This is a genomic window from Pirellulaceae bacterium (assembly GCA_019636385.1).
Lineage (GTDB): Bacteria > Planctomycetota > Planctomycetia > Pirellulales > Pirellulaceae > Aureliella.
Genome location: JAHBXT010000004.1, coordinates 217,770 through 244,515 on the forward strand (window position 1 = coordinate 217,770; position 26,746 = coordinate 244,515).

17 protein-coding genes are annotated in these 26,746 nt (G+C 55.8%); 13 read left to right on the forward strand and 4 right to left on the reverse strand.

Annotated features, from left to right (window positions below; genetic code table 11):
- Positions 1-19 precede the first annotated feature (19 nt).
- The 4 genes from infB to KF752_15415 all read right to left on the reverse strand — a co-directional run bounded on the left by infB (position 20) and on the right by KF752_15415 (position 6,406).
- Positions 20-2,776 (reverse strand): translation initiation factor IF-2, encoded by a 2,757-nt coding sequence (gene infB / locus KF752_15400; GenBank protein ID MBX3422939.1) that lies wholly within the window; start codon positions 2,774-2,776, stop codon positions 20-22.
- A 178-nt stretch (positions 2,777-2,954) separates the two neighbouring features.
- Positions 2,955-4,331, reverse strand: coding sequence for a transcription termination factor NusA (nusA, locus tag KF752_15405; protein ID MBX3422940.1), 1,377 nt, complete (start codon positions 4,329-4,331; stop codon positions 2,955-2,957).
- Positions 4,332-4,732: 401 nt separating this feature from the next.
- The gene (locus KF752_15410) at positions 4,733-6,061 is read right to left on the reverse strand and encodes a beta-ketoacyl-[acyl-carrier-protein] synthase family protein (GenBank protein MBX3422941.1); all 1,329 of its coding nucleotides are present in this window, start codon (positions 6,059-6,061) and stop codon (positions 4,733-4,735) included.
- A 63-nt stretch (positions 6,062-6,124) separates the two neighbouring features.
- Positions 6,125-6,406, reverse strand: coding sequence for a DNA-directed RNA polymerase subunit alpha (locus KF752_15415; protein MBX3422942.1), 282 nt, complete (start codon positions 6,404-6,406; stop codon positions 6,125-6,127).
- 281 nt (positions 6,407-6,687) lie between these two features.
- On the opposite strand from KF752_15415, the gene KF752_15420 reads away from it, so the two are divergent.
- The 13 genes from KF752_15420 (at position 6,688) to KF752_15480 (ending at position 25,989) form a co-directional block, all read left to right on the forward strand.
- Entirely contained in the window at positions 6,688-9,036 is a 2,349-nt protein-coding gene (locus KF752_15420) for a UvrD-helicase domain-containing protein (protein ID MBX3422943.1), read from the forward strand.
- A gap of 218 nt (positions 9,037-9,254) precedes the next feature.
- A complete protein-coding gene (rpmE, locus tag KF752_15425) occupies positions 9,255-9,497 on the forward strand; it encodes a 50S ribosomal protein L31 (GenBank protein ID MBX3422944.1) in 243 nt (80 codons plus the stop codon).
- A gap of 295 nt (positions 9,498-9,792) precedes the next feature.
- Positions 9,793-10,872: a peptide chain release factor 1 gene (gene prfA, locus KF752_15430; protein ID MBX3422945.1), complete on the forward strand. Its 1,080-nt coding sequence runs from the start codon at positions 9,793-9,795 to the stop codon at positions 10,870-10,872.
- Positions 10,869-11,756, forward strand: coding sequence for a peptide chain release factor N(5)-glutamine methyltransferase (gene prmC / locus KF752_15435; protein ID MBX3422946.1), 888 nt, complete (start codon positions 10,869-10,871; stop codon positions 11,754-11,756). The genes prfA and prmC overlap by 4 nt, the downstream gene beginning before the upstream one ends.
- A gap of 233 nt (positions 11,757-11,989) precedes the next feature.
- Positions 11,990-13,594: a glycine--tRNA ligase gene (locus tag KF752_15440; protein MBX3422947.1), complete on the forward strand. Its 1,605-nt coding sequence runs from the start codon at positions 11,990-11,992 to the stop codon at positions 13,592-13,594.
- A 488-nt stretch (positions 13,595-14,082) separates the two neighbouring features.
- A complete protein-coding gene (locus KF752_15445; protein ID MBX3422948.1) occupies positions 14,083-15,027 on the forward strand; it encodes a substrate-binding domain-containing protein in 945 nt (314 codons plus the stop codon).
- A 77-nt stretch (positions 15,028-15,104) separates the two neighbouring features.
- Positions 15,105-16,619, forward strand: coding sequence for a sugar ABC transporter ATP-binding protein (locus KF752_15450; protein ID MBX3422949.1), 1,515 nt, complete (start codon positions 15,105-15,107; stop codon positions 16,617-16,619).
- A gap of 556 nt (positions 16,620-17,175) precedes the next feature.
- On the forward strand, positions 17,176-17,397 hold the full coding sequence (locus KF752_15455; protein ID MBX3422950.1) for a hypothetical protein: 222 nt from the start codon (positions 17,176-17,178) through the stop codon (positions 17,395-17,397).
- A 259-nt stretch (positions 17,398-17,656) separates the two neighbouring features.
- On the forward strand, positions 17,657-18,727 hold the full coding sequence (locus tag KF752_15460; GenBank protein MBX3422951.1) for an ABC transporter permease: 1,071 nt from the start codon (positions 17,657-17,659) through the stop codon (positions 18,725-18,727).
- A 147-nt stretch (positions 18,728-18,874) separates the two neighbouring features.
- Entirely contained in the window at positions 18,875-20,281 is a 1,407-nt protein-coding gene (locus tag KF752_15465; GenBank protein MBX3422952.1) for a magnesium chelatase, read from the forward strand.
- Between the two features lie 288 nt (positions 20,282-20,569).
- Entirely contained in the window at positions 20,570-22,276 is a 1,707-nt protein-coding gene (locus tag KF752_15470) for a VWA domain-containing protein (GenBank protein ID MBX3422953.1), read from the forward strand.
- Positions 22,277-22,868: 592 nt separating this feature from the next.
- The gene (locus KF752_15475; protein ID MBX3422954.1) at positions 22,869-24,149 is read left to right on the forward strand and encodes a hypothetical protein; all 1,281 of its coding nucleotides are present in this window, start codon (positions 22,869-22,871) and stop codon (positions 24,147-24,149) included.
- A 310-nt stretch (positions 24,150-24,459) separates the two neighbouring features.
- Entirely contained in the window at positions 24,460-25,989 is a 1,530-nt protein-coding gene (locus KF752_15480; GenBank protein MBX3422955.1) for a TolC family protein, read from the forward strand.
- Positions 25,990-26,746 lie beyond the last annotated feature (757 nt).

Sequence of the window (26,746 nt, forward strand, 5' to 3'; positions counted from 1 at the left end):
AACCCCTCACGGATGGCACTCAATCGAGTTTACGAGCAACTTCCTCGACGCGGTAGGCTTCCAAAATATCGTCGGGCTTGACGTCGTTGAAACCAGCTAATCGAATTCCACATTCCATTCCGCGGGGAACTTCGCGAACGTCATCCTTGTGCCGCTTCAACGAATCCAAAGCGTAGTCACCAATGGTCCGACCATCACGATTGACGCGAATGCGGCAACCGCGTTCGATAGTGCCTTGGGCCACTAGACATCCCGCCACCTGCCCGACTTTGCTGATACTGAAGACGGCCTTAACCAGCGCCCGACCTAGCTCAACGATCCGCTCTTCCGGACGCAGGCGACCTTCGACGATGGCCTTAATGTCTTCAGCCAACTTGTAGATAATGTTATAGCGACGAATTTCTACGTTGCGTTCTTCGGCCAAACCACGTGCCTGTTCGTCGGGAATCACGTTGAAACCGACGATCACCGCGCCCGATGCGCTGGCCAATGTTACGTCGGCGGCCGTGATACCTCCTACGCTCTTTTGCAAAATGCGAATCAGAACTTCGGGATGCTCCAGCTTCGACAATTCCTTTTCGATCGCTTCCAGACTTCCCCGAGCATCAGCGCGCACGATCAAGTTCAGTTCGACCTTTTCTTCGACCTTGCCTAACTTGCCCGATTGCAACAGGTCTTGGAAGGTCTCGAAGGAAACCTTGGGCGAGCTACCCGAGAGCGACTGGGCTCGCGAGTGATGCTCACGTGATTCGGCCAGCTCGCGCGCCTGACCGATGTCCGGGAGTACATAAAAGCGATCGCCGGCAGCTGGTGCATGATCCAATCCAGTAATGTTGACTGGCACCGATGGCCCCGCCGACTTCAATTGTTGATTTGTATTGAGTGTATCGTACATGGCTTTGACACGACCAAAGCTGGAGCCGCACAATACGACATCGCCCACTTTCAGCGATCCGTTTTGAATCATCAGCTTGGCAACCACACCCTTGTCCGACTGTTGCTCCGATTCCAAGCACACTCCCACGGCGGCTCGATGGGGATTGGCTCGATAGTCGTTGAGCTCGGCCACCGTCAACAACGTCTCCAGCAATTCGTCCATGCCTTGACCGGTCGTAGCGCTCGTACGCACCACTTCCACGTCGCCGCCCCATTCGCTGGGCGTCAATTCATGTTCGGTCATTTGCGTCAAAATGCGATTGACATCCACGCCGGGCAGGTCGATTTTGTTCAGTGCTACGACGATGGGCACGCCAGCCGCCTTGGCGTGGCTGATGGCCTCTTCGGTCTGTGGCATAATACCGTCATCGGCGGCAATCACCAGGACAGCGATGTCGGTGACGTTCGCTCCGCGAGCCCGCATTTCAGTAAAAGCTTCGTGACCTGGCGTATCGACAAACGAAATCAACTTGCCATCTTTTTCAACTTGATAAGCCCGAATATGCTGCGTGATACCACCGGCTTCGCCTTTGACAATCCGCGTGCCGATCAAATAATCCAGCAACGATGTCTTGCCGTGGTCGACGTGGCCCAGGAAAGTAACAATGGGCGGACGCGGCAGCAGTGATTCGGGTGCATCTTCGACCTGATCCAACTGCTGAATCAAATTGTCTTCCAGCGACTCGGGCAGCTTAACCTGAATATCAACGCCCAGTTCAACCGCTAACATTTCTACTTGCTCGCGCTCTAGACTGGCATTGATGTTCAGCATCTGCCCGGCTTGCATAAGCACCGCCAGGACGCGACCCGACGGGACTCCAGCGGCCTCTGAAAAACTGCGTACGGTACATGGAAGCTCCAAGACGGCGTTCTCCTTGCGTGGGGCAGCCGTGTTGGTACCCTTGCGGATAAGTTTCTTGTTGCCACGTTGACGGCGATCATCATCAAATGCGTCAACCGGTCGCTGGCGACGCTCGGCGCGGGCGGCGGCAATACCCGAACCGCCCTTTTTGGCCGGTTTGCCATCGGCATCCTCTTCGTCAGGCCCTCGATAGCGACTCTTGCGATCGGCAGCGGCCTTGGCAAAACCCTTCAAGCCGCCTTCGGCCGGTGGCCCCTTAGTCTTGTCGGGGTCACGACTGCGCGCAGCACTTTTTTCCTGTTTCTGCTGAGCTTCATACTTTTCTTGCGGCGCCGCCTTCATGCCCTGCCGTTGTCCGGAAATGTCTTCCTTGGTAAAGCGAATCTCGGGCTTCTGTGGCGCAGGCTCTCTGGACCTTGGCGGCGGAATGGACGAGGATGATTTGGGAACGCTCGCCAGATTGATCACGGGGGCTCGTGGCTGCGACGGACGACGCCGTTCTTCGGTAGACTTGTCGCTGCGACCAACGCTGCGGCGGGCATCCAGGGAGCGTACGGGGCCGGTGGACGCCGAAGGTGGGGCAACATAGTCCTCGCGACTCATCGGTTTTTGCCCGACATCGGGCGGCGCGACGGCCTGGACCTCTTCAATTTCAATCGGCTGTGGTGCCTCAACCTGGGGACGCTCGGGCGCTGGCGACTTGAGATCGCGCGGACGTCCAATGCGACCGATCAGCGAACTGCCCAACGGCGAGGACCGAACAGGCGCGGCGGCCACCGTGGTTCCCTTGGGAACTTCAGGCGCCGCTGGCTTGGCGTCGGTGCCCGCCAGATACTTCTGGACGCGCGCAACCTCATCGTCCTCCAGACTGGCCAGAGCCGACCCCTTGTTCTGCATGCCCAGCTTGGCGCAGAGATCCACCAAATCTTTGCTGTCGAGCGAAAGCTCTTTGGCTAACGCGTAAATGCGTTTCGACACGTGCTATGGTTCCTGGGGAATCAAAAAGTTAACAGTGATCTAGTCTTCGACGGCTACACGACCACTGGATTGCACGTGGAGTGTCATCTACATAAAAACCACCTCCGCAAGCGGAAAATGGCATTTATCGAATACGCCGTTGGTCGGACTGAGCCGACCCAGTTTACCGATCAGAGATTTAATTCCGATCGGTGTCATTGCTCTGGTCCATAGTTTCCTCTGGAGCATCGCTGACAGCGGACGAATCATCCGTTGCCTGCATGAGGTCCGCATCGCCACTGGGCGACTGGGCCTCCAATACTGCTGTCGGAGCTTCATGAACACTGCCCCGCGAAGCAGCTTGGGCAGCGGCCTGTTGTTCAGCCAACTCCCGCTGCTTCTTCAATTGCTTTTCTTCTTCGGCGACGCGCTCGGCTTCCGCCACTCGTTCATCGGCCTGCTCGACGATCACATCGACCTCTTCAGCCGTCAGACCGCCCATTTCCATCAGGTGATCGGGCTCGATCACCGACAAATCATCGTAAGACAAGTAACCCTGTTCTACTAGGCGCTGAGCCAAATCCTCGGTCATGCCCTGTAGCTCCATGAAGGAGGAGACAGCCCGATCGATTTGTTCCTCTAACTCGGCGGTAGTCATGATCTCAATGTCCCAACCCACCAATTTACTTGCCAGGCGGACGTTTTGCCCAAATTTTCCGATGGCTTGAGACAATTGATCGTCGCGGACCAGCACAATGGCTCTTCCAATCATATCGCACAACAGCACCTGCTCGACCTCAGCCGGCTGCAACGACGCCGGAATCATGACCTGCGGATCATCATTCCAGCGGACGATATCAATACGCTCGCCAGCCAATTCGCTGGTGATATTTTTGATGCGATTACCGCGCACGCCCACGCACGCGCCCACGCAATCGACACGTGTATCGGAACTGGTCACGGCAACTTTACTGCGCTGACCAGGCTCGCGACTAATGGCCCTGATTTCGATAACTCCATCGATGATCTCCGGTATTTCCTGCTCGAACAACCGCTGCACAAGCTGGGGCTTGGTTCGACTAAGGATCACCTTGACGCGATTACCGGCAGCTTTAACTTCGTACACCACGGCTCGCACACGATCGCCATTGTGATAGCTTTCGCCAGGAATCTGTTCTCCGCGCGGCAATATCGCCTCGACCGACGACAATTGCACAGTTGTCACACCGCGCTCACTGCGCTGCACGGTACCGGTTACCAATTGTCCGATTTGATCGTGAAATTCCTCCATCAAGGAGTCGCGTTCGGCTTCCTTGATTTTCTGGATAATGACTTGCTTGGCGGTTTGCGCCCCAATGCGCCCGATTTCGGCTTGGTCGAGCTCCTGGCCATCGCATACCGCTGTAATAGTCCCGCTGTTGCGATCGATGCGGACGTCAATCTCCGCCTCTTCCCCACGAAAACGGCGCATGGCTGTTACCAGCGCGGATTCAATCGCAGCAAATACGATCTCGCTATCAATATTTTTTTCGCGGTGAAGTGAATCAACCAAGCGAAGTAATTCATGCGGATTCATGAGTGCACTAGGGGTTGGCGACGTTCGACGTTCGTGGCGGTTTCTGCGGCCTAATTCCCAGACCGTCAGAGCTCATCATGGAGCGCCAGCGAAGCGAATGCCGTAGAGATAGTCACCATTGATTGCATGGCAATTATGGTGCACCAACCCACCGCATCGGCGAATTCGGCCGATAGACCCTGCCAAGTTGAAGGCAAGATTCGATCAGTAAGCCGAAAATGGTACTTTTGTTGCCAACAGGTGTCAACGCGAGATAACCGCCGATTCAGGGTATTCTCGGTCAAGTTGTGTCAACAAAGCTGGAGAGTTTTGAAAACAGCCCCACCCTCTGGCGACGGTAGCTAGCTGGGCGGAGGTAGCTGCCTGATTTTAGGACACTGGCCGTGTAAAGGCAGCTCTGCTCAGCCAGTTTGGGCTCGGACGACGGCCACGCTAGCGGCTTGGCCCTGAAGCGTGTAACTGCAATGCACAACGCCATTACCCGGCAATTGACCGGTCTGCGCGGGTTGCCACCGAGCTTCCGGAATCAATTGTTTGAGATTGCGAATGCCAAATAGTTGCTGCTTGTCCAAGGCCAGCAGACTGCAAACCAACTCCACGGCCGCCGCTCCGGCTCCCAAATTGCCAAAGTAACTCTTGGCCGCCGTGACAGGCGCGGTGTACCCCAAGTCCTGATACAAATCGGTGATGGCCGCCGCTTCGGAACGATCCCCGCCTGTCATACTCAGCCCCTGAGCATGCAAGTGCCAATCCTGCCCGAGGGCACCACCGGCGCGGCCAACCGTCAGTTTCAGCGATTGCGCAATGGCCATTCGCAGGTGGTCGCGATCGGCTGCTGGGCAGACCATCGACTCGCCCCAACCTACGATCTCGCCCCACACCTTGGCTCCCCGTGCCTGAGCATGCTCCAGTGACTCCAGCATTACCGCTCCGGCACCTTCGCCCAGAACCATCCCATCACGGCTGGCATCAAACGGACGCGACATGGTCGATGGATCCGGCTGCGACGACGCATATTCGTCAATCAGCGTGACGTGCAGCGTTCGCAGCGGATGAATGCGGCTGCCCGTTGAACCCACCAGCATCACGTCGGCGCAACCGCGCTGAATGATCGAAGCAGCTTCGGCCAACGATAAATTCCAACTGGCCTCACGCACCGTAATAGCATTATTGGGTCCGCGAAAGTCATTATAGATCGACACGTGACTGTTGGGCATGTTGGGCAGATACTTCAACAGCCACAAGGGGTTGACTTTCGGCAATCCCTGCTGTGGCCAAGCTTCAACCCATCCTGACAGATCGTTACGTGACGGCTGGCAATGCTGCCGACAGTTTCGCAAACCGTCGGCATACTCCTCTGGTCGAGTCAAGATGTAGTCACAGCCGAACAAGCATCCGCAGTGCTCCGGATTGCGTTGGTCTCCCAGACCACTATGCGACAAAGCCTTCTGCGCGGCTGCGACGCCCATCTCAATTTCCCGGCACATGACCTTCATGTTTTTCTTGATGGACCGCTGCAACGACTTCTCGAGCGGCCCATAGTTTTCGATGTCGCCGGTAAACTCCTTGCACTCGGCTCCGTACTTCACCGGCAGCGATGCCGTCGGCAAGCTCTCAATCGGCGAGATCCCAGAGTGACCGGCCAGCAGGTTGTCCCACAAATTGTCTAGCTCACAGCCCAGGGGACTGACCACGCCCAGGCCAGTGATGACGACTCGTGACTTGCTCATCGAAAATATTCAACAACGAAGGATGCGTCCAGGAAGGTGGCGATATAGTTTCCTCAACCCGCCTTAATTGCCAACCTCAGCGGGACTACGTTGAGGCCGATAATAGCCAATTTTTTCCAGAGCCAAATAGACTTCCTCCAAGGTTTTTTCGCCGAAATTGGAAATACTCAACAGCTCCTTGGGGGTGCTGCGAAGCAGGTCTCGCACGGTGAAAATGCCTTTTTCTTCAAGGCAATTGGTGGTGCGTACCGTCAAGCCAATTTCAGCGGTGCTTAAGTCCAATTGCTCGCGCAAGCGGCGAGCTTTCTCTTCGGCCTGACTAATGGGAATGCGTGTCCGCGCCATGATTGGGATCCCTCCAAATCTTAGTCGTGAAATTCGCCGAACCTCAGCTCAGCGAACAGAAATTGAGTGAGCACGGAAGTTAGGCTGCAACGGCCACACGATCCGGCACGACCGATCGAGCGATTCCTTCCGCCTCTACCTCTGGGTTGCATGAACGGGATAATATAAACGTCAACCACCAGCACTGGAGGCACTAGCCGTCGTCATCGTCCACAAAATGCCGAACTTTTTTGGCGATTGCTAGCAACACCCTGGCCTCCTCTTAAATTCGGGAAAGCGTTATGAGCTCGACAAACCTGTTAGCTGGATTGAATAGCTCGCAGCGAACAGCGGTAACTCATTTGGACGGGCCGCTGCTGATTCTAGCCGGCCCAGGCAGTGGCAAGACGCGGGTCATTACGCAGCGCGTGGCCTACATGATCGATCAGGGCATTGCACCGCAGCATATTCTGGGGCTGACGTTTACCAACAAAGCAGCCAGTGAAATGCGGCAGCGCGTCCAGCGGCTGGTCGGTCGCGACGATGTCTGGCTGGGAACCTTTCACGGCTTCTGCGTGCGACTGCTCCGGCGCTACGCGCGCTTGGTTGGCCTACCTGAAAACTTCAGCATCTACGACACCGATGATTCGCACGCCTGCCTTAAACAGGCTCTGGCTGAAGCCAAATTCGAGCTGACTCACACCAGCCTGGGGGCTCTAGCCCAACGGATCAGCTACTTCAAGAATCGACTGGTAACACCCGAAGTCTTGGAGTCTGAAGCTCTAAGTAGCAGCGAGTATCAGGTAGCGCAAGTCTATCCTTTCTACCAACGCGCTCTGCTGCGCTGCGGAGCTGCCGACTTTGACGATTTATTGCTGCATACCGCCCTGCTGCTCAGGCAGCACGCGTCGGTCCGCGAACAACTGGACCGGCAGTTCCAATATGTCATGGTAGACGAATACCAAGACACGAACCTGGCTCAATACGTGATCCTTCGCCATCTGTGCGTGGACAATCGCAATCTGGCGGCCACCGGCGACCCGGATCAATCGATCTACGGCTGGCGCGGTGCCAATTTAAAAAACGTGACGCATTTGGAACGCGACTACCACGACCTGAAGATTGTCCGCTTAGAGGACAACTATCGCAGCACTCCAGAAATCTTGTCTGCCGCTGACTGCCTGATTCAGAACAATCAGTATCGCAAACACAAGCAACTCGTCCCTAGCCGTGCGGGCGGCCACAAAGTACGCTTGGCTATCTACCCGAACGCTCGCGCCGAAGCCGAAGACATTGGCCAGCAGATCGCCACACTAGTCAGCCAAGGCGAGAATCGGCTAAGCGACTTTGGCATCCTGTATCGCACCAATGCTCAGTCGCGCCTGATCGAACAGGCCATGCTGCGACGACAATTGCCCTATCAGCTCGTCGGTGGCTTTCGATTCTACCTGCGCAAGGAAATCAAGGACCTGATCGCCTACCTGTTACTTCTGTACAACAGCGATGACGACATCGCCTTGCAGCGTATCATCAATGTTCCACCGCGTGGCATCGGCAAGCAAACGCTGCAGCGCATCGGGCAATTGGCCAGCAGCCAGGATTGCGGACTCCTACAGGCTTGCCGCAACGCAGTGCAGCAGAACCATTTTCCCAAGAAGACCACCGCTGCGCTGCGCGGATTCTTGGAACTGTACGACCAGCTTTCCCGAAAGACCTGCGATTCGCTGACAGCCCTACTGCAGTCGGTGCTGGAAGAAACCGACTATCGAGGGTACCTGGCCAAACAACGCCTGGAAGATAGCGATCGCCACGAGCTATTGCAAAATATCGACGAACTGTTAGCCGAAGCCTACGATCTGGATGCAGTCCAGCATGAAGATCGGCCTGCGCTGGAGCGGTTCTTGGAGGTGGTGGCTCTGCAGTCGGATACCGACAGATTGGCTACGGGCAGCGATATGGTCACACTAATGACACTCCATGCCGCCAAGGGACTTGAATTTCGCAATTTGTACATCGTGGCCGTCGAGGAGAACATTCTGCCGCACGCTCGCAGCCGCGACGACGCCGGTCAGCTTGAAGAGGAACGGCGGTTGCTGTTCGTAGGCATTACCCGTGCGCAAGATCGCCTGCAACTCAGTTACGCCCTCAATCGCGGATTTGCCGGCAGCGGCGGTTCGGGCATCCCGAGCTCATTCCTGATGGAGTTGCCTAGACACGAGATGGTCATCGTTGACCACTGCGATCGCAGTTCGTCCATGGCGCAGTGGGATGGTAGTGATACAGACGACTGGGCTCGCCAAGATGGCCCAGACTACGATGAAGCCTGCCAACTACCACATGAAGTCGACGCGGCCGTCCAATACGACGACGATTGTCAGTTGCCTGAAGAAGAACTGCGTCAGCGCATCGGCCGTCGCCGCACGGCGTCCAGCAGCGGCCGGCTGATGGTCGCCTCGCAGCTCGCAACCAGCGGCACCAATTGGTCCGCTTTCCAACCCGGTTGTAAAGTTTCCCATCCCCAGTGGGGCACCGGGCAAATCATCTCCACTACTGGCCACGGTCCCAAGCGCTCCGTCACCGTCCGCTTCAGTGACGACCAACAAGCGCGCACCTTCCGCCTCTCCCACGCCCAGCTCCAATTAGAAGAATAGACACCAGATTGCTACGTTCGCCAGAGCGTGGGGGAACGCAGCATTCGCGAAAGGCGCGTTTCACAGACCTTAGGCTCGAGCCAAGCCAACAAACACCCATTCGGGTGGGCCATTTGGGATTGAGCCAGCCTGGGATCGGGGGTAGCATTTCTTGGTTCTGTGTTTGTGCTTTAGACCCACATGTTTTTCCAAATTAGCCAGACCCTACGAGACTAGCAATGAAGGCGGACATTCACCCCAAATATCAAGAGACCACCGTGACCTGCGGCTGTGGCAATTCCTTCAAGACGCGCAGCATTCGACCTGAACTGAAAGTGGACATTTGCAGCGTCTGCCACCCGTTTTACACGGGCAAGCTGAAGTTCGTCGACACGGCGGGACGCATTGAGAAATTCCAGAACAAGTTCGCAGCCGGCACCTACGCCAGCTTGCAAAAGCCCAAGAAGGCCAAGAAGAAGTAGCTGATTCCGCCTGGGAATTGCACAGGGCCAGACATCGCCCGCAAATGCAATTCACGTCAACTGGGCCGCTCCGGCCATGCAGGGGATGTTTTCAAGGCGGACTAGACGCACTGTCTCCCAGTAGCCCGCGTGATTCCCTTCACGGCGGGCTACGCGTGCTTAAGTAGCGACCGTCGCCAGACGGTGGCGAGCGATGTATTGCTCCGCATTGTAATTTCACAACCCGCTGCGCTAGCCCGGGAATGGACCAGTCCTCGCTAGCGCAGCGGGTGACGCCCCCTCCAAGAAGCCACGCATGAACGTCCGTCAAGAACTGGAAGCCAAACTCAAGCGATTTGAAGAGTTGGAAGCTCAAATGGGCTCGCCAGAAGTGTTGGCCGACTCGGCGCGTATGGCCGCTGTAGCTCGCGAACACGGCTCGCTGATCAAGCTGGCTGGAAAAATCCGCGCTTACAAGAAACTGTCTGGCGACATTAGCGGACTGCTGGAAATGGCCAGCAGCCAAGACCCGGAAGAACGCGTAATGGCCGAAGACGAACTGGCCGATCTGCGAGCCCAACGCGAAGCGTTGTGGAACGAACTGCTGGAAATGACCGTCGGAGGCGAGGACGCCAATCGCTCGCGGTGCGTGATGGAAATCCGGGCCGGTACAGGCGGTGAAGAAGCGGCTTTATTTGCTCGTGATCTTTACGAAATGTACCGTCGCTATGCCGATGCCAAGGGCTGGAAGATCGAAGTGATGGATATGAGCACGTCCGAACGCGGCGGCTTTAAGGAAGTCGTCTTCGGCGTCGAAGGCGATGGGGTCTACCGTGAACTGCAATTTGAAAGTGGGGGGCATCGCGTCCAGCGCGTCCCAGAAACGGAAGCTCAAGGCCGCGTGCACACGTCCGCTGCAACCGTGGCCGTGCTGGCCGAACCCGAGGACGTGGAAGTGGATTTGAAAAAAGACGACTATCGCATCGACAAGTTTTGCGCATCAGGCCCCGGTGGACAGCATGTCAACAAGACCGAATCGGCGATTCGCCTGACTCACTTTGAAACCGGCATCGTCGTCCAGTGCCAGGACGAGAAGAGCCAACTCAAGAATCTAGCCAAGGCGCTGCGTGTGCTCAAAAGCCGTATTTACGATTTCCATCGGCAACAAGAACTACAAAAGCGTGCCGATACCCGCAAGACGCTCATCGGCTCAGGTGATCGCAGCCAACGCATTCGCACCTACAATTTTCCTCAGAATCGCTTGACCGATCATCGCATCAATTTGACGCTCTACAAACTCGACCAAATCATGGCCGGCGATATGTCTCCAGTCAGCAAGGCACTGCTGGAATACGAACGCGACCAATTGCGCGACGGGGGGGTACAGGACGAATGAGCACTGCCGAGGCCTGGACCAATGGCAAACTGCTGACCTGGACAGCAGACTACCTCAAGAAGCATGGCTCTACCTCTCCCCGTCTAGACGCCGAAGTTCTCCTGGCGCACGCCCAGGGCTGCCAACGCATCGGGCTGTATACCGCTTTTGAACAGGAGCCGAGCGACGAGATACGTACCGCCTTTCGCGAAATGGTACGCCGTCGCGCTGAAGGTACTCCGGTGGCTTACCTAGTTGGCCACAAGGAATTCTACTCGCTCAGCTTCGAGGTCAATCCGGATGTGCTGATTCCTCGGCCTGAGAGCGAATTGTTAGTCGTGGAAGCGCTCGATCTGGCCAAATCTTTGAATCCTCAAAATGGTCGTGTGCTCGAAATCGTCGACATCGGCACCGGATCGGGCTGCATCGCCATCGCCATCGCCAAACACTGCCCGGGCTGCCGTGTGACCGCCGTCGATATCTCCCCAGAAGCCATCGGGTTGGCTCGACGCAACGTTCAGCGACATGGCATCGACGATAGGCAGCTAAAACTCGTCCAGGGCGACATGCTAAACTGGTGTCAGGCCGATGAACAATTCGATCTGATCGTCAGCAATCCTCCCTATGTTTCGCAGGACGAGTACCAACAACTGGCCCGCACCGTGCGCGACTTCGAACCGCGGACGGCATTGGTCGCCGAACCCACGCCCGCTGACCTGCTGTCGAAGCTGATTACTCAAGCTGGTCAGCGGCTGCGCAGCGGGGGATATCTGGTTTTTGAACTCTCACCCATGTTAGCGCCGCAGGTCCAGCAGATGGTGACTCAGCCCGCACTGTGGGAACCGCACCGCATTCGCAAGGACTTGGCAGGCTTGGCCCGCGTCGTCATCCTGAAGAAATTATGAAACCGTTGACATTATTTGTAGGCTGGGGCCAGTTCGTAGGGGTGTGAAGCAAGTCGCCAGCACGTGTTGGGTTACATCGGCAATACACATAGTACGTCGATTCAAATTTGAACTGCCACACCGCGCCGACCTGCCGAACACACCACCGGCTTGTGCCCACCATACACCCTACTTCAAACCGCTGAAACGTTACGATTTTCACTTTTGCTAGAAAGCTCAGCCTTATGTTGCCTATGGAAAAACTGGTTTCGCTGTGCAAACGCCGCGGCTACATGTTTCAGTCTAGCGAAATCTATGGTGGCCTGAATGGATTCTGGGACTACGGTCCGCTGGGCGTTGAACTCAAACGCAACGTTAAAGACGCCTGGTGGCGTGACATGGTCAGCGGTCACGATGAATTGACATTGCAATCTGGGGCACCCAGCCACTACGAAATGGTTGGCCTGGATTGCACCATTATCATGCACCCGCAAGTTTGGAAGTGCTCCGGCCACTACGATCTGTTCCACGACTATATGGTCGACTGCCGCCAGTCGCGCAAGCGTTATCGTCACGATCAAGTTCGTGGCCGATGGGTCGAGGCCAAAGGCAAAAAGATATTTGTGACCACGATGGTCGAGGCCGACGTCGAGGATGAAGAAATGCAGCGCAAAGCGCTCAAATACTTCAACCTCCGCGCCAAGGACGCTGAACAACTCAAGTGGGACGGCGGCGTGCGCAGCTTGCCAGAAGTCGACGACATGACTCAGGTACTGGCACCCGATGCCAATGAATTGGGAACGTTGACCGAGCCACGCGAGTTCAACTTGATGTTCAAGACGTACGTTGGCGCGCTGAGCGGCGAAGAAGGTGCCGCCTTCCTGCGTCCTGAAACGGCGCAAGGCATCTTCGTCAACTTCAAGAATGTGCTGGATAGCTCACGCGTCAGTCTCCCGTTTGGAATCGCTCAGGTTGGTAAGAGCTTTCGCAATGAGATCACACCCCGCAACTTTACCTTCCGTTCGCGCGAATTCGAGCAGATGGAGATCGAGTTCTTCTGCCACCCCGCTTCGTCCAACCAGTGGTATCAGTACTGGCGCGATCGTCGCATGGCTTGGTATACCGGGTTGGGACTGTCTGGCGAGCGCTTGCGGCTGCGCGAACATGCCACCGATGAACTCAGCCACTACTCGACAGGGACCGCTGATATCGAATACGCCTTTCCGTTTCTAGCCGATGGACAATTCGGGGAGCTGGAAGGTATCGCCCATCGCGGCGACTTTGATTTGCGCAGCCACATGGAAGGCAAGTTGGACGAAAACTCCTGCCCATTGCAGGTACAGTTGGGCGAAGACGGCAAGCCCAAGTATCGAGGCAGTGGGAAAGACTTGAGCTACCGCGACGAAATGACTGGCGAGCGCTATGTACCCCACGTCATTGAACCTTCCGCAGGTGCCGATCGCGCCACGCTAGCCTTTCTGTGCCAAGCCTACTGCGAGGATCAGGCTCCGGACGATCAAGGTCAAATGCAGACGCGCGTGGTGCTGCGACTGCATCCGCGTTTGGCACCCATCAAGGCCGCTGTTTTTCCATTGGTCAAGAAAGATGGCATGCCCGAAGTGGCTCAAGATATCTATCGAGCTCTCAAGAAGAAATGGAACGTCTTCTACGATGAAAAAGGTGCCGTCGGTCGCCGTTATCGCCGACAAGATGAGGCTGGTACGCCGTACTGCATTACCGTCGATGGACAATCGCTGGCTGATGCCACCGTAACCATTCGCGATCGCGACTCGCTGGAACAAGTTCGCGTCAAAGTCGATGATGTCGTTGGCGAAATTCAGTCGCGGTTGGAAACCTAGCCAGTTATAGCATCTCACCTGCCGCATGTGCTGTTACAGATTCGCAAACGACAGGCGGGATGACGAGGAGGTTGGTGCTCTTTCGTTAGCTGACGGTTTGATCGGCTATACAGCGCATCACCCTACTGCGGTGCTTCGTTGATCCCGATTGACTAACTCAGCCAAACTAGGCTTGTCAAACATTGCACCCACCAGCGGCTTGGCTACTATATGCGCCGTATCGAATCTCTGGTTATCACATCCCGGTGAACCTTCAAGAAAGAAAGCGAATTCAATTTCAGACGCCTTCCCAAGACGCGCGCATCTTGTCACTATCAACCTTGAGTTTCGTGTGCGGAATGCGCGTAACTGCCTTGGGACCAACCAACACAACCAACCACCATTCCCTCTACGAAATGCGTATGATGAAACTGCCTATCCCTCACCTGCTTCACCGCACCAACGTCCCCGCGCTGTGGTGCTGCTTACTAGCGGCGCTGGTAACTTTCATGGGCTGTGGATCGTCATCGGACAATCCGCAATCGGCTACGGCACAGCAAGGCCGGCTGCGTATCGCGGTAATCCCTAAGGGCACCAGCCACGAATTTTGGAAGTCGGTTCATTACGGAGCCCAGCAGGCCGCTCGCAAGCTTGGCAATGTAGAGGTTATCTGGCGCGGGCCGGTGGTCGAAAGCGACACAGGTAGTCAGATTGAGGTAGTTAAGAGCATGGTCACATTGGGCGTGGACGGCATCGTGTTGGCCCCCAATCAGCGCGGGGGCTTGGTCGACGCTGTTGAAGAGGCCATTGACGAAGGCATACCCGTGGTGATCTTCGATAGCGGTTTGGACGAAGGCCCCAAAATTGTCAGCTATGTGGCCACCGACAACTTTCGCGGTGGACAATTGGCTGCTGACGAAATGGCCAAGGCCATCGGTCAGCAAGGCAACGTAATCTTACTGCGTTATCTGGTGGGCAGCGAAAGCACCGAACAACGTGAGCTGGGATTCTTGGACGGCATGAAAAAGTATCCGAACATCAAAGTCGTTTCGTCCGACCAATACGGCGGCGACAACACCACCAGCGCTAAACAAAAAGTTGATCAACTGCTGCAGGTGCATCAACAGGATTTGTCCGGCATCTTCGCCGTTTGTGAACCCAACGCCAACGGTACTCTGGAAGCGCTGAAAAATGCTGGTATCGACAAACGGGTCAGATTTATCGGCTTTGATCCCAGCGATGCGCTGATCGAGGCCATCAAGTCGGGATCGTGCGCTGGCATCGTGCTGCAAGACCCGGTTAAGATGGGCTACCAAAGCGTGATGACACTGGTGGCAGCCATTAACGGCCAGCCAGCTCCGGCATTTATTTCTACCGGAGAGTACTTTGCATCGCTCAAAACACTCAATGACCCTGTAATTTCCAAGTTGCTCACGCCGCCCCTTCAAGAGTAGCCTGCCGCACCGATGTAACTACACTGGCCCAATCGCTACGAGATTATTGCCCGAGTTCATGAGCGCCGTTTAAGCCTATGCCGCCTCCGCTGCTGGACATTCGCGACATCAGCAAACGATTTGGATCCACCCAGGCTCTGGAGCAAGTTAGTCTGGAAGTCCAAGCGGGCCGCGTTCTGGCTCTGATTGGAGAAAATGGCGCGGGCAAGAGTACGTTGCTGAAAGTACTCAGCGGCGCACATCGCGCCGACGACGGGCATATGCAGTTGCTGGGACAGTCCTATCAGCCGTCGGGACATCCGCATCAAGCCAAATTGGCCGGCATTGCTATGATCTACCAGGAATTGAGTTTGGCTTCGGACCTGTCGGTTGAGGACAACATTCTGCTGGGACAACCCTGTATGGCCGGCGGATTATTGCTGCGGCAGCGGCAACGCGACCGCGTACGCCAAGCCCTGGCGGCCGTGGGTTTGCCAAACTTATCTCCCCGCGCCATCGTCGGACGGTTGTCCGTAGCCCATCAACAGTTGATCGAAATTGCGCGCGCCCTGGCTAGCAACGCGCGCATCATCCTGTTTGATGAGCCTACCAGTTCGTTGCCTCAAGCCGAAGTTCAGACGCTGTTCACGATCATTCGTCGCTTGAAACATGAGGGCTTGGGGATCGTGTACATCAGTCACTTCCTGGAGGAGGTCCGGCAGATTGCCGACGACTATTGCGTGCTCCGCGACGGACGTCAGGTTGGCCGGGGGCGTATCGCCGATGTCTCGAACCGACAAATCATTTCGCTGATGGTCGGTCGCGACGTCGATGACTTGTATCCGAAGGTCTCGTATCAGCCAGGCGAAGAGCTGATGAGGGTACAGAATTTGACTGGCTCGCGATTGCCCGCACCGATCAATCTCGCGCTGCGGCGTGGAGAGATTCTGGGCGTCGCTGGCTTGGTTGGAGCGGGTCGTACAGAACTGGTGCGGTGCTTGATGGCCCTGGATCGGCAACTTACGGGCCAAGTGCGCGTAGGTGACCGCGTCGTAGGCGCGCGTGTTCGCAGCCGCATGGCTAATGGACTAGCGATGTTGTCCGAGGATCGTAAGGGCGAGGGCTTGGCGCTGGATTTGTCCATTGCAGAAAATATCACTCTCAGCCGCTTGGCACCGTATCGACACTGGGGCCTATTAAATTGGCGTCTTCGCCGACAGGCTGCGACCGAGCAAATGCGGCTGGTTGAAGTCAAGGCGCAGAGCCCCGATCAGCCGGTAGGACAATTGTCGGGGGGTAATCAACAAAAGGTCGCTTTGGCACGCATACTACACCAGCAAGCGCAAATATTGTTGTTGGACGAACCCACCAAAGGTATCGACGTTGGTACCAAGGCCGAGATTTACCGGATGATGGGACAATTGGCGGCTGGGGGAAAAACGATTGTTTTTGTAAGCTCCTATTTGCCTGAATTGCTTGCCGTATGTGATCGCATCGCCGTAATGGCTCGCGGACAACTACAAGAAATCCGCGCTGCCGCTGACTGGACCGACGAAGAGATCATGCGCTGCGCTGTCGGCGGCGAGGTTGTTGGGCAATCACCGGACGATTAGGGACAGAATTGAGTTGGGTGTAACTGGCGGACACTGGCAATTTCAATATACGTTCGGGCCTATTAAGATGGATGACTGAACAATGCTGGAATCCGTATACATCGAAACCAAATCTTGAGTTATCTCGTGGCGAATCCTGCGCGGAATGTGGTGATTGCTGGACACCAACAAACACCCAAGACTGGTGGTCCACCCGACGAACAGCTTTTGAGTGCTTCATTTCGCAAGTTGTCATAGACGAATCTCTGCCGGTGACCCGGTCGAGATTCAAAAACGCCTGGCCATAGCGGAGACGCTTAGCTCGCTAACAATCACGAACAAGGCCGAACAGCTAACCGAGTCTATCATGAGGAGGAGAGTTTTCCGGCTAAGGCTATCCGAGATGCCGCGCACATTGCCGTGTCGACGGTCCACGATGTAGAATACCGGCTAACATGGAATTGCAAACACATAGCAAACGCATAGATTTCAAAGCGAATCGCGGCTATATGCAGACAGTCCGGGTGCGAGATGCCAACGATCTGTACGCCCGAAGAATTAATGGAGGATATTACAGGTGAACAATGATCCCATCGTAGAAGAGGTACATGCGATTCGCGATCGACTAGCTGCGCAGTTTGGATATGACATTTCGCAAATTTTTGCTGACTTGCGAACGCGTGAACGGCTGTTGGGAGATCGGCTCAAGAACCGCCAAAAGAGTCGGAGAAAACCAACTCACCACCCAAACGACGAGTCGTCTGGTTCTGAGATGCATTCTTCTCCTGCCGCTGGGTGATCTGATGCTTAAGTTTTGAAGTAGCACTGTTTTGGCCAGGAATCGTACTCGTACTCAATGAAATGGTACTCGTGATCGTACTCGAGACGGGCTGTTCGAGTAGGAGTCACGAGTACCGCCAGGAGCTGAGTACGAGTACGAACAACCAGTTCATGGGGCGCTTCCGGGCCATTAAACATGAAGCGCGCAACTTTAAAATGCGTAAGCGCAGGGACCGCCTTTCCCAAGCACCACTTTCCCCCTTGCATCAACCTAAGTCATGAAGTTCGCCGGCCAGCTTTTTCAGTTGCTTTTCCGTAGCCAACTTGGTCCGCTGGTGGCACTGCTGGTGATCGTGATGATCTTCACTGTTGCCGATCAAGTATCCGGCTCAGGCAGTTTCGCCAGTTGGCGCAACGCGCGCGTACTCTCCAGCTCAGCAGCCCTGATCGCAGTTCCGGCTTTGGGTATGACTATGATTATCATTGCCGGTGGCATCGACTTGTCGGCCGGTACCACGCTCACTCTCTGCGGCACGGTGCTGGCCAGCAGTTTGAAATACCACGTTACTGCTGGCCAACCCAGTTTTGCAACCGATATTGCAGTGGCCGTCGGCTTGACGCTACTGACCGGCTGCCTGTGTGGCCTGTTTAACGGTGTCATCATCAGTGCGACGCAGGTGATCCCCTTTATCGTGACTCTAGGAACCATGACCATCTTTCTGGGGATTGGTCAAATCATTGCTCAGCAATCGACCGTCTACGCTCCAGCCGATCACATTCCGACCTGGCTCCAAAACCTGAGCGTCACCGGATCGAACCCTGACAGATACTTGCTGATCCCCTACGTCCCCACCAACGCGCTGCTAGCCATTGTGTTAGCCTGCGCGGTGGCAGTACTGCTGAAGTACACCATTTTCGGGCGCAATATCTTTGCCCTAGGCAGTAACCGACTGACCGCTCGATTGTGTGGGGTGCCCATCGGCATGACAATCGTCAGCGTCTATGCGTTGGCTGGACTGTTCTTTGCCATCGGCGGCCTTCTGTACTTTGCCGAAGTCAAGAACGGCAATCCGCCAGACGGTGTTGGCCGCGAACTGGAAATTATCGCCGCTGTCGTTTTGGGCGGTGGCAGTTTGAGCGGCGGTCGCGGCTCGATCGTCGGATCGATGATTGGAGCGCTGATCATTGTGGTCATTCGCAACGGCTGTACCTTGCTGCAGATTCCCAATACTTACACGCTGATCATCATCGGTGCCATCATCATCGTCGCCGTGGTGGTCGATCAACTGCGGCATGGATCGCCCGAATGGCTATTCCGAATGTTGCCAGGTACAACCCGGTCAGCGTAGCTGGTATTCAGCGACCAACCTGCCACATTTTTTTGGCCCATGTCCCTTGTCAATCACCGGCCATGGGAAAACATATCATGCATGAAAGCAGCCATTGGCTGACTCGCTCACACAGCACTCCACTTCGACAAGTACCATCACCACGCGATGAACCGACCAAGCAATTTGGCTGAGCTGCTGGATAGCGGCTGGCAATCTAAATCCGTCAAACTTGAACTGCACGACAATTTTGTGCGACAATTGGCGGCCGGCGAACCGCTTTTTCCAGGAATTGTGGGCTACCAGCACACAGTCATTCCCGAAATCAGCATCGGGCTACTGGCCGGACACGATATGCTGTTCCTGGGTGAAAAGGGACAAGCCAAAAGCCGCTTGATGCGCTCGCTGGTTCAGTTCTTGGACCCCTGTATTCCCTACTTGGATATACCAAGTGTCCCCATTCATGAAGATCCACTCCGGCCAATTACCTCGGCGGCCAAACGGTTCCTGGCCGAACATCCGCCAGACGAGGTTCCCATCGCCTGGTGGGCCCGCGATGAGCGGTACACCGAACGCCTCAGCCCCGGCACCAAGTTCGCGGACATTATCGGCGAAATAGATCCGTCGCGACTGACCAGCGGAGTCAGCATGAGCACCGAAGAGGCGCTGCACTTCGGACTAATACCGCGAATGCATCGTGGCATCTTTGCGATGAACGAATTGCCAGAACTGGACGAGCTGGTTCAGGTTGGCCTGTTCAATATTTTGGAAGAGCGCGATGTGCAGATTCGTGGCTATCCCGTGCGATTCGATCTGGATATTTTCATTCTGTTCTCTGCCAACCCCAGCACGTACAACCGCAGCGGAAAAGTCATCCCCCAACTCAAGGACCGCATCGGCTCGATCATCCAGACGCATTATCCGACCGAGCGTGAGCTGGGGATTCAGATCATGCAACAAGAGGCCGGCATCGACCTAGCTGGTCCACATCCGGTAGTGGTACCGTACTTTATGGCTGAGATCGTTGAAGAGATGACTCGCCAGGCACGACGCAGCAAGTACGTCGATCATGCTTCCGGTGTTTCGGCTCGGTTCAGTCTGTCGAACTACCGCGCCATGATCGCCAGCGCTCGGCAACGCTCGATTGTACTGGGCGAATCACCCGCTGTTCCGCGCATCAGCGACTTGGGGCATTTGTACTCATCCAGCCTGGGCAAATTGGAACTGGACCTGATGGGCAGCCATCAAATGTCCGAACGTCAAGTCTTAGACGCGATCATTGCCGAAGCCATCAAAGTCGTCTTCCAAGAGTACGTAGACGCTCACGGCCTAGCGGAAATCGCCGACATCTTTGCTAGGGGTCTGCGAGTCGAAGTCGGCGATCTGCTGCCCAGCTCGCAATACGCTCAGCGCCTGCGCGCCGTACCGCCAGCCTGGGAGAAGGCGTTTGACGTTAACGCTAGTCAACAACCCGCCATGCGCGCTTCGTGCGTAGAATTTGTTTTGGCCGGATTATACGCGCTAGACAAGATCAGCCGCAACCAAAAATTCGGCCAAGTCGTCTATGAGACCTAGGGTGGGCAACAAACCGTAAGGTGGGACCAGCGGGACCTGTACGCGGCGTGTCGTAATGCCAAAAAATGTCTGATGCAACGAAGTCCGCTCCAGTACTAGTTGTTTGTCCCCGCAGCGGTCTACCAGAAAAGGCAGGGTGGGTCGCACAAGCCGACGCAAACTGTTTGTTCGCGCCAGCGAATGTGAAAAACACATGGTACTTAGATATTTGCTAGTTCGGCTGGTGATGGCCCACCAAATCCGTCAACAGAATTTGCAGTAATCGGGCATTTTGGGAGACCACTCAACATGACGCGTTCAACTTGGCTTGGCGGTGTCGTACACACCTACCAGAAGTACGATCCTGCGAAATTCCCCAGCCCCACTCAACCACCGCCCGACTTGGTATCGCAAGCCTTCGAGCATGCGCTGACCTATGGCGAATACCGTGAATTGACCGAAGAGGAATTGGCCCGCGCGATTCGCTTGGACTCCAGCCAAATGGCCAGCCTTGGGCCCAGCATCGAATATCTACAGCAATTGCTGGAACAGCGCAAACGCAAAATCTTGGAAACGTACGAGGTCGTCTCTGTCGAGCGACTGGCCCAGAAGACGTTCACGCGTGCCGCTGGGCGAACTCGCGCACCCAGTCAATGGCGTGACCTGCTGAATCGCGCCGTACAGGGACGTCAGATTTATTTGCTGGAACGACTGTACTACGAAGTAGACGACGACACCAATCCATTTGCCGGTCAGATCGTGGGCTTGATCGAGCACTTGGGCAACTGGTATCAGATTGAAGAGCTGGGTTCTAAATACCATTTCACCGGTAGCCAGTCGGTCACTATCCCGCAGGCGCTGGAGATCAAAGAAGAGTTGGAGAAGATTGACGAGCTGCTGAGGCAACTCGAACAGGCCGCCAAGACCGCGCAGATCGGCATGATCGACATGGAGTTGCTCAGTCAATTTGCCTCGACCGAGGACCTCGGTTCCCTGGAATCTATGCGGGAGCAAATTGAAACGCTGGTTCGCGAATTGGCCGAACGTCAGGGATTAGCGCGCGACGGCACCAGCGGCGCCTTTCGGCTGACTCCCCATGCCTACCGCATCTTTCAGGGCAAACTGTTGCAGCGAATTTTTTCGGAGTTGCAAGCCGGACGCAGCGGACGGCATACCGGCCGCATCGTCGGCGAGGGCAGTGTCGAGTTGCCTCAGACCAAGCCCTATGAATTTGGCGACAGTTTGGCCGCGATGGATACGACTCAAACGGTTATCAACGCGCTGCTACGTGATCCCAGCGCATCTCCGGTACGGCTGACCACGTCCGATATCGAAATCCATCGCACCCGCAATTCGCCTAAGTGTGCTACGGTTGTCATCATGGACATGAGTGGTTCGATGCGCCATGACGGACAATACATCAATGTCAAACGCATGGCGCTAGCCCTGCAAGGCTTGATTACCAGTGAATACCCCGGCGACTTCTTGCGGTTCATTGAAATGTATACCTTCGCGCGACTGCGCCCGCCCGGTGAAATCGTGGAATTGATGCCCAAGCCGGTAACTGTCTACGACCCCATCGTGCGGCTGCGAGCCGACATGAGCCGCCCCGATGTCAGCGAAATCCAAATACATCCGCACTTCACAAACATACAACATGCCTTGCGACTAGCGCGGCAGAATTTGGCCACGGTGGATACTCCCAACAAGCAAATCATTCTGATTACCGACGGATTGCCCACAGCACATTTTGAGGATTCAATGCTGTACATGCTGTACCCCCCCGACCCGCGCACCGAAAAGGCCACGCTTCGCGAAGCCGCAATGTGTCAGCGCGAGGGGGTGGTGATCAATATGTTTTTGGTACCCAGTTGGTCGCAATCCGAAGAAGACATTCGCTTTGCCTATCGGCTGGCCGAAAACACGCGCGGTCGAGTCTTCTTCACGGCTGGTCGCGATCTCGACCGCTTCGTCGTCTGGGACTATGTCGCCCGCAAACGCGAAATCCTCGGCTAGGTACATAAAGGTAGCTACCGTCACGCAGACGCTGGGGGATTCCTTCGTAGCATCACAACGCTCAGCGTGAGTTTTGAAGTTGCGATTCTTGCCCGGGAATCGTACTCGTACTCAATGAACTGGTACTCGTAATCGTACTCGAAAGCATTGTTCGAGTAGGAGATACGAGTACCGCGAGGGGCTGAGTACGAAAATCCAGTTCATGGGGTATTTCTGGGCCAATAAACATGAAGCTGAACTTTTCCTGATGGCCAAAGGCCCGGCACAACCACTGCAGGTGCCTCGCGGCACCAGTGACCAAGTCACCATCAAGGATTCAGGCCCAAAGGGCCGACACCTCAATTGAGGTGCGCCCCATTCGTGACTTCGCACTCAATGGCTTTTCGATCCGGGTCTTTGCAGCCCTGGCATTGGATATGTCGGCCATTTGGGGCCTAAAAGCGCAGCACCGCCTCGCACCCCACGTGGTACAATACACGCTGTCCGCACGCTATACCCACTACCTCGCCACGGCAGTACTACGATGCACCATACACCCAAGACATTCTGTCACCTTCGCGCGCAACGCTACTTCTGGACCGGCCTACTAGCTATCTGCCTGGCTGGCTTCGCATCCGTCGCCAGCGCCCAGACCGAGTCGAGCCAACAGCCGTTGCGCTGGTGGAAAGGCAATCTGCACACGCACACTTTCTGGAGCGATGGTAACGATTTTCCAGAAATGGTCGCAGCCTGGTACGCCCAGCGCGATTACAACTTCTTGGCGCTGTCGGATCACAACATTCTCAGCCGAGGCATTCGCTGGATGCCGTTGCAAAGGGTAGAAAGCCGAGCGGATGCTGGCATCGTGGATCGCTATCGCGCCAAGTTTGGACCCGAGTGGGTGGAGACGCGCTCGGTGGACGGGCGGGATGAGGTGCGCCTCAAGCCATTGGATGAATACCGCTGTCTGGTCGAGCAGGCTGGTAAATTCATCATGATCGAAGGCGAAGAGATTAGCGACCAGGTTGGTAAAGCTCCGGTGCACATGAACGCCACGAACCTCAGTCAAGTCTTAAAGCCAGCCGGTGGCGCAACAGTCCGTGAAGCCATTCGCAATAACTTGCGGATGATCATGGAACACCAACGCACCAGTGGGCGAGAAGTGATGGCACACGTCAATCACCCCAACTTCCACTACGCCATCACCGCCTCAGATCTAGCCAGCGTGGTCGAAGAACAATTCTATGAAGTTTACAACGGCCATCCCGATGTGCATCATTTGGGTGATAAAGATCACATGGGCATCGAGCCGATGTGGGACGTGATCAACGCCATTCGGCTATTGATGCTGGATGCACCGCCCATCCTGGGAATTGCCACTGACGACAGCCACGAATACCACGGCCGCCCTGGCTCCCGTCCCGGACGCGGCTGGGTCATGGTCCGCTCGCGTTATTTGACCCCCGAGCACCTCATCCGCGCCCTCAAAGCCGCCGATTTTTATGCTTCCAGCGGTGTCGTGTTAAAAGACATTCAGTTCGACACCGACGCACGGAAGCTAACCATTCATGTTGACTCGGCACCCGGCGCCACCTATGAAACCGACTTCATCGCCGTGCTCCGTCCCGAGTCCACTCCAACTACCGCGTCAAATCCAGCCTCCTCAGATGCGGTCAGCGACAATACTCCCACTACTTCATCATCACTCACGGAAGCCGACATGCCCCCCGCGCAGGTCGTGGCCACGATTGCTGGAGAGGTCGCCAGTTATCAGCTCACCGGTAAAGAACTTTATGTCCGCGCCGTAGTCCGCAGCAGTCTACCTCCCACCGATCCCGTCTACGACAACCAGCGTCAACAAGCCTGGACGCAACCGGTGGGGTGGGAAAGGTAGTCATTAATCGCCCGCCAATGGCCTTACGCCCTTTGTACTTTGTTGTGGCACACCTGCTCTAGCTCCTAATGCCCCAGCTTGAATTCTCTTGCACCAATTCGGTCGCCAACTGTTTTCCCCATTGGCTAGCATTCTGATTTCATATTGGATAGGTCGCTGGTGATTTTCTTTCGCATTGAGCGGTGGGTGACGATTTACTCTGCAGTGGCTCCGAATTTGGCTGACCTGGGCGGGCCGGGTAGTTTCCTGGTGCGTCCGGATTGTGGTGCAAGCTGGCTGTTGCGCACAGAAGGAATCGTGACGAGCATTTATGGGTCGATCCAATTGGCTAGTCTTAACAGGCGCGCTGAGCTTGCTGATGCTAGAGCCCGGTTGCGCTGGTCGTTTGGCGGGGCGAACGACTCAGACTAAGCTGTGCCAGCATTCACAACCGGCTGCGTTAGCCAGGGGCGATGATGACGTTACCCTGGCTAACGCCACGGCGCTGGTTCACACGCAGGCCCCTGCCCCTGCGGTGGCTGACGGCGCAGTCCACGAAGCGATCCTCTTAAAAAAAGAGCCTGGTGATCAAGAGTTTCTCGCTGACGCAGCGAGTCATGAAGTGCCTCCGATCAAACCTATGCAAACCTCAGTTCGGTTGGACGAGCTGATCGAACTGGCGATGAATCATAATCCGGCGATTCGAGAGTTGGCAGCTACAACCCACAAGGCAGCTGGCTTTAGAACTCAAGTTGGCCTGCGCCCCAACCCCACCATTGGTCTGCAATCGGTGCAACTGGCCGATCGCGGTACCGACCAGCATCTGATCTTTGCTGAACAGGAATTTGTAACCGGCGGCAAACTGAATCTTAATCGCCGAGTCCTGAACGAAGCGCTGCGTGCCCAGCTTTTAGAGCTGGAAGCGCAACAGATTCGCGTCCGCACCGATATTCAGGTAGCATTCTTCGAAGCTCTAGGTCTTCAGCAACAGCTCGAGCTGATCACCCAATTCAAGTCGATCACCGACCGAGGCAGTCACGCTGCAACTCTACGTCTGCAAGCCGGTGAGGGTTCGAAGATCGACCTATTGCAGACACGTATTCAATCTAGCGAAGTCGAATTACTGGAGCGTCAGCGGCTGGCTGAATTGCAAGTCAAGTGGAATCAGATTATGGCCATGGCCGGTCAATCTACGTGCGCGATCTCTCGATTAGATGGCGCGCTTCCCGAACGAGCCCCGGACGGCGACTTGCAGACCTGGTGCATGCCGTTAGCCGCCTACAGTCCTGAGTACGCTGCGGCGCAGGTTCGCATTCAGCGCGCTGTAGCTCTACTGAGTCGTCACTGCGTTCAACCCATTCCCAATCCAACGTTGCAGATTGCCGGCGGTTACGACAACGGCACCGATTCAGGCATGATTAATGTGCAGGCAGGTGCACCTATCCCAGTGTTCAGCAAGAACCAAGGTAATATCGCTGCGGCGCGCGCCGAATACTGTCGCGCGGTCCAGGAGGCTCAGCGGATCGAACATGCAATTCAGGCGCGGCTGGCCGAAGCGGCGGGCGAGCTATCCAAAGCAGCGGCAGCTTTACAACTGATCGACGGCGAGATACTGGCTAGCGCTCGCGAGGCCTTGGAGCTGTCTGAACAGGCATACAAAGCGGGTGAAATCGACTTTATTCAGTTGTTGGTCGTGCGGCGAACTTACTTCGATGCCAGCTTGAAGCTCGTAGAAGCACAAACGCTGCTGGCCACCGCGACGGCTCGACTGGAGGGATTTGGCCTGAGCGGGGCGCTCCAGCCCGTGCCGGACTACAGCGGTGACGACAGTCTTCGCGGATTAACTTTCAGTCAGCAATAGCCTCGCTCACGTCCGGTTGCTACAGTCGCCAGACTATGGAAATCGCAGCAATCTCCACGCTCGGGCGAGCGCAGCTACTGCGTGATAAACAATCGACTTTGAAAGGCGAACCGATGTTGCTAGTTCAATACGGTTCGCTTATAGTTGAATTGTTGAGGGACACTTAACGACTGATGCGATTCCCAGTATTAACGCAACTTTTAACGCTCTTGGCTTTTACCGCTCATGCGGTGTTGGGGGGCGTTGCGCATCAAGGTTGCTCAGTAGATCATCGGGCAAGCCCGGTGGCGGCTAATGCTCAATCTACCACATCGCCAACTCTCAGCGACTCCTCAAAGAAAACTTCGCAGTGTAAGTGTTGTCATCACTCGACACCTGTCACAACGAATCACCCCGCAACGCCAAGCAGCCAGGATCTGCAGAAGGCTTCTAACTTGCCGCAGGACCAGCCTCATCCGTGTGGCCAATGCTGCCACATGGCATGTGTCTATGCCTTGCCCTGCAATCTAGAACTCGATTTCGCGATGCAAGATGCTCAACTGCTGGCCGCTGCAGCGTGTGGCATAGCTGGCACTTTACCTGAGTATCACCCACTTCTTGTGGTTCGTGAGCATCGGCCGCCGATGTGTATCTACCGGCTTGGGCCTGCGCAGCGCGCGGCTCTTCAGTGCTGGGTCATCTGAGTCAGATTCATCAAGCAGAATTTAGCTTGCTGACTCGACTGGCACGACTGTTTATGTGACTTGCCAAGTCATTC

Bases quoted from the DNA above. Each gene is read 5' to 3' on its own strand.
- nusA (MBX3422940.1), bottom strand. From the start codon at position 4,331: ATGAATCCGCATGAATTACTTCGCTTGGTTGATTCACTTCACCGCGAA.
- KF752_15410 (MBX3422941.1), bottom strand. From the start codon at position 6,061: ATGAGCAAGTCACGAGTCGTCATCACTGGCCTGGGCGTGGTCAGTCCC.
- KF752_15415 (MBX3422942.1), bottom strand. From the start codon at position 6,406: ATGGCGCGGACACGCATTCCCATTAGTCAGGCCGAAGAGAAAGCTCGC.
- KF752_15420 (MBX3422943.1), top strand. From the start codon at position 6,688: ATGAGCTCGACAAACCTGTTAGCTGGATTGAATAGCTCGCAGCGAACA.
- rpmE (MBX3422944.1), top strand. From the start codon at position 9,255: ATGAAGGCGGACATTCACCCCAAATATCAAGAGACCACCGTGACCTGC.
- prfA (MBX3422945.1), top strand. From the start codon at position 9,793: ATGAACGTCCGTCAAGAACTGGAAGCCAAACTCAAGCGATTTGAAGAG.
- prmC (MBX3422946.1), top strand. From the start codon at position 10,869: ATGAGCACTGCCGAGGCCTGGACCAATGGCAAACTGCTGACCTGGACA.
- KF752_15440 (MBX3422947.1), top strand. From the start codon at position 11,990: ATGGAAAAACTGGTTTCGCTGTGCAAACGCCGCGGCTACATGTTTCAG.
- KF752_15445 (MBX3422948.1), top strand. From the start codon at position 14,083: ATGGGCTGTGGATCGTCATCGGACAATCCGCAATCGGCTACGGCACAG.
- KF752_15450 (MBX3422949.1), top strand. From the start codon at position 15,105: ATGCCGCCTCCGCTGCTGGACATTCGCGACATCAGCAAACGATTTGGA.
- KF752_15460 (MBX3422951.1), top strand. From the start codon at position 17,657: ATGAAGTTCGCCGGCCAGCTTTTTCAGTTGCTTTTCCGTAGCCAACTT.
- KF752_15465 (MBX3422952.1), top strand. From the start codon at position 18,875: ATGAACCGACCAAGCAATTTGGCTGAGCTGCTGGATAGCGGCTGGCAA.
- KF752_15470 (MBX3422953.1), top strand. From the start codon at position 20,570: ATGACGCGTTCAACTTGGCTTGGCGGTGTCGTACACACCTACCAGAAG.
- KF752_15480 (MBX3422955.1), top strand. From the start codon at position 24,460: ATGGGTCGATCCAATTGGCTAGTCTTAACAGGCGCGCTGAGCTTGCTG.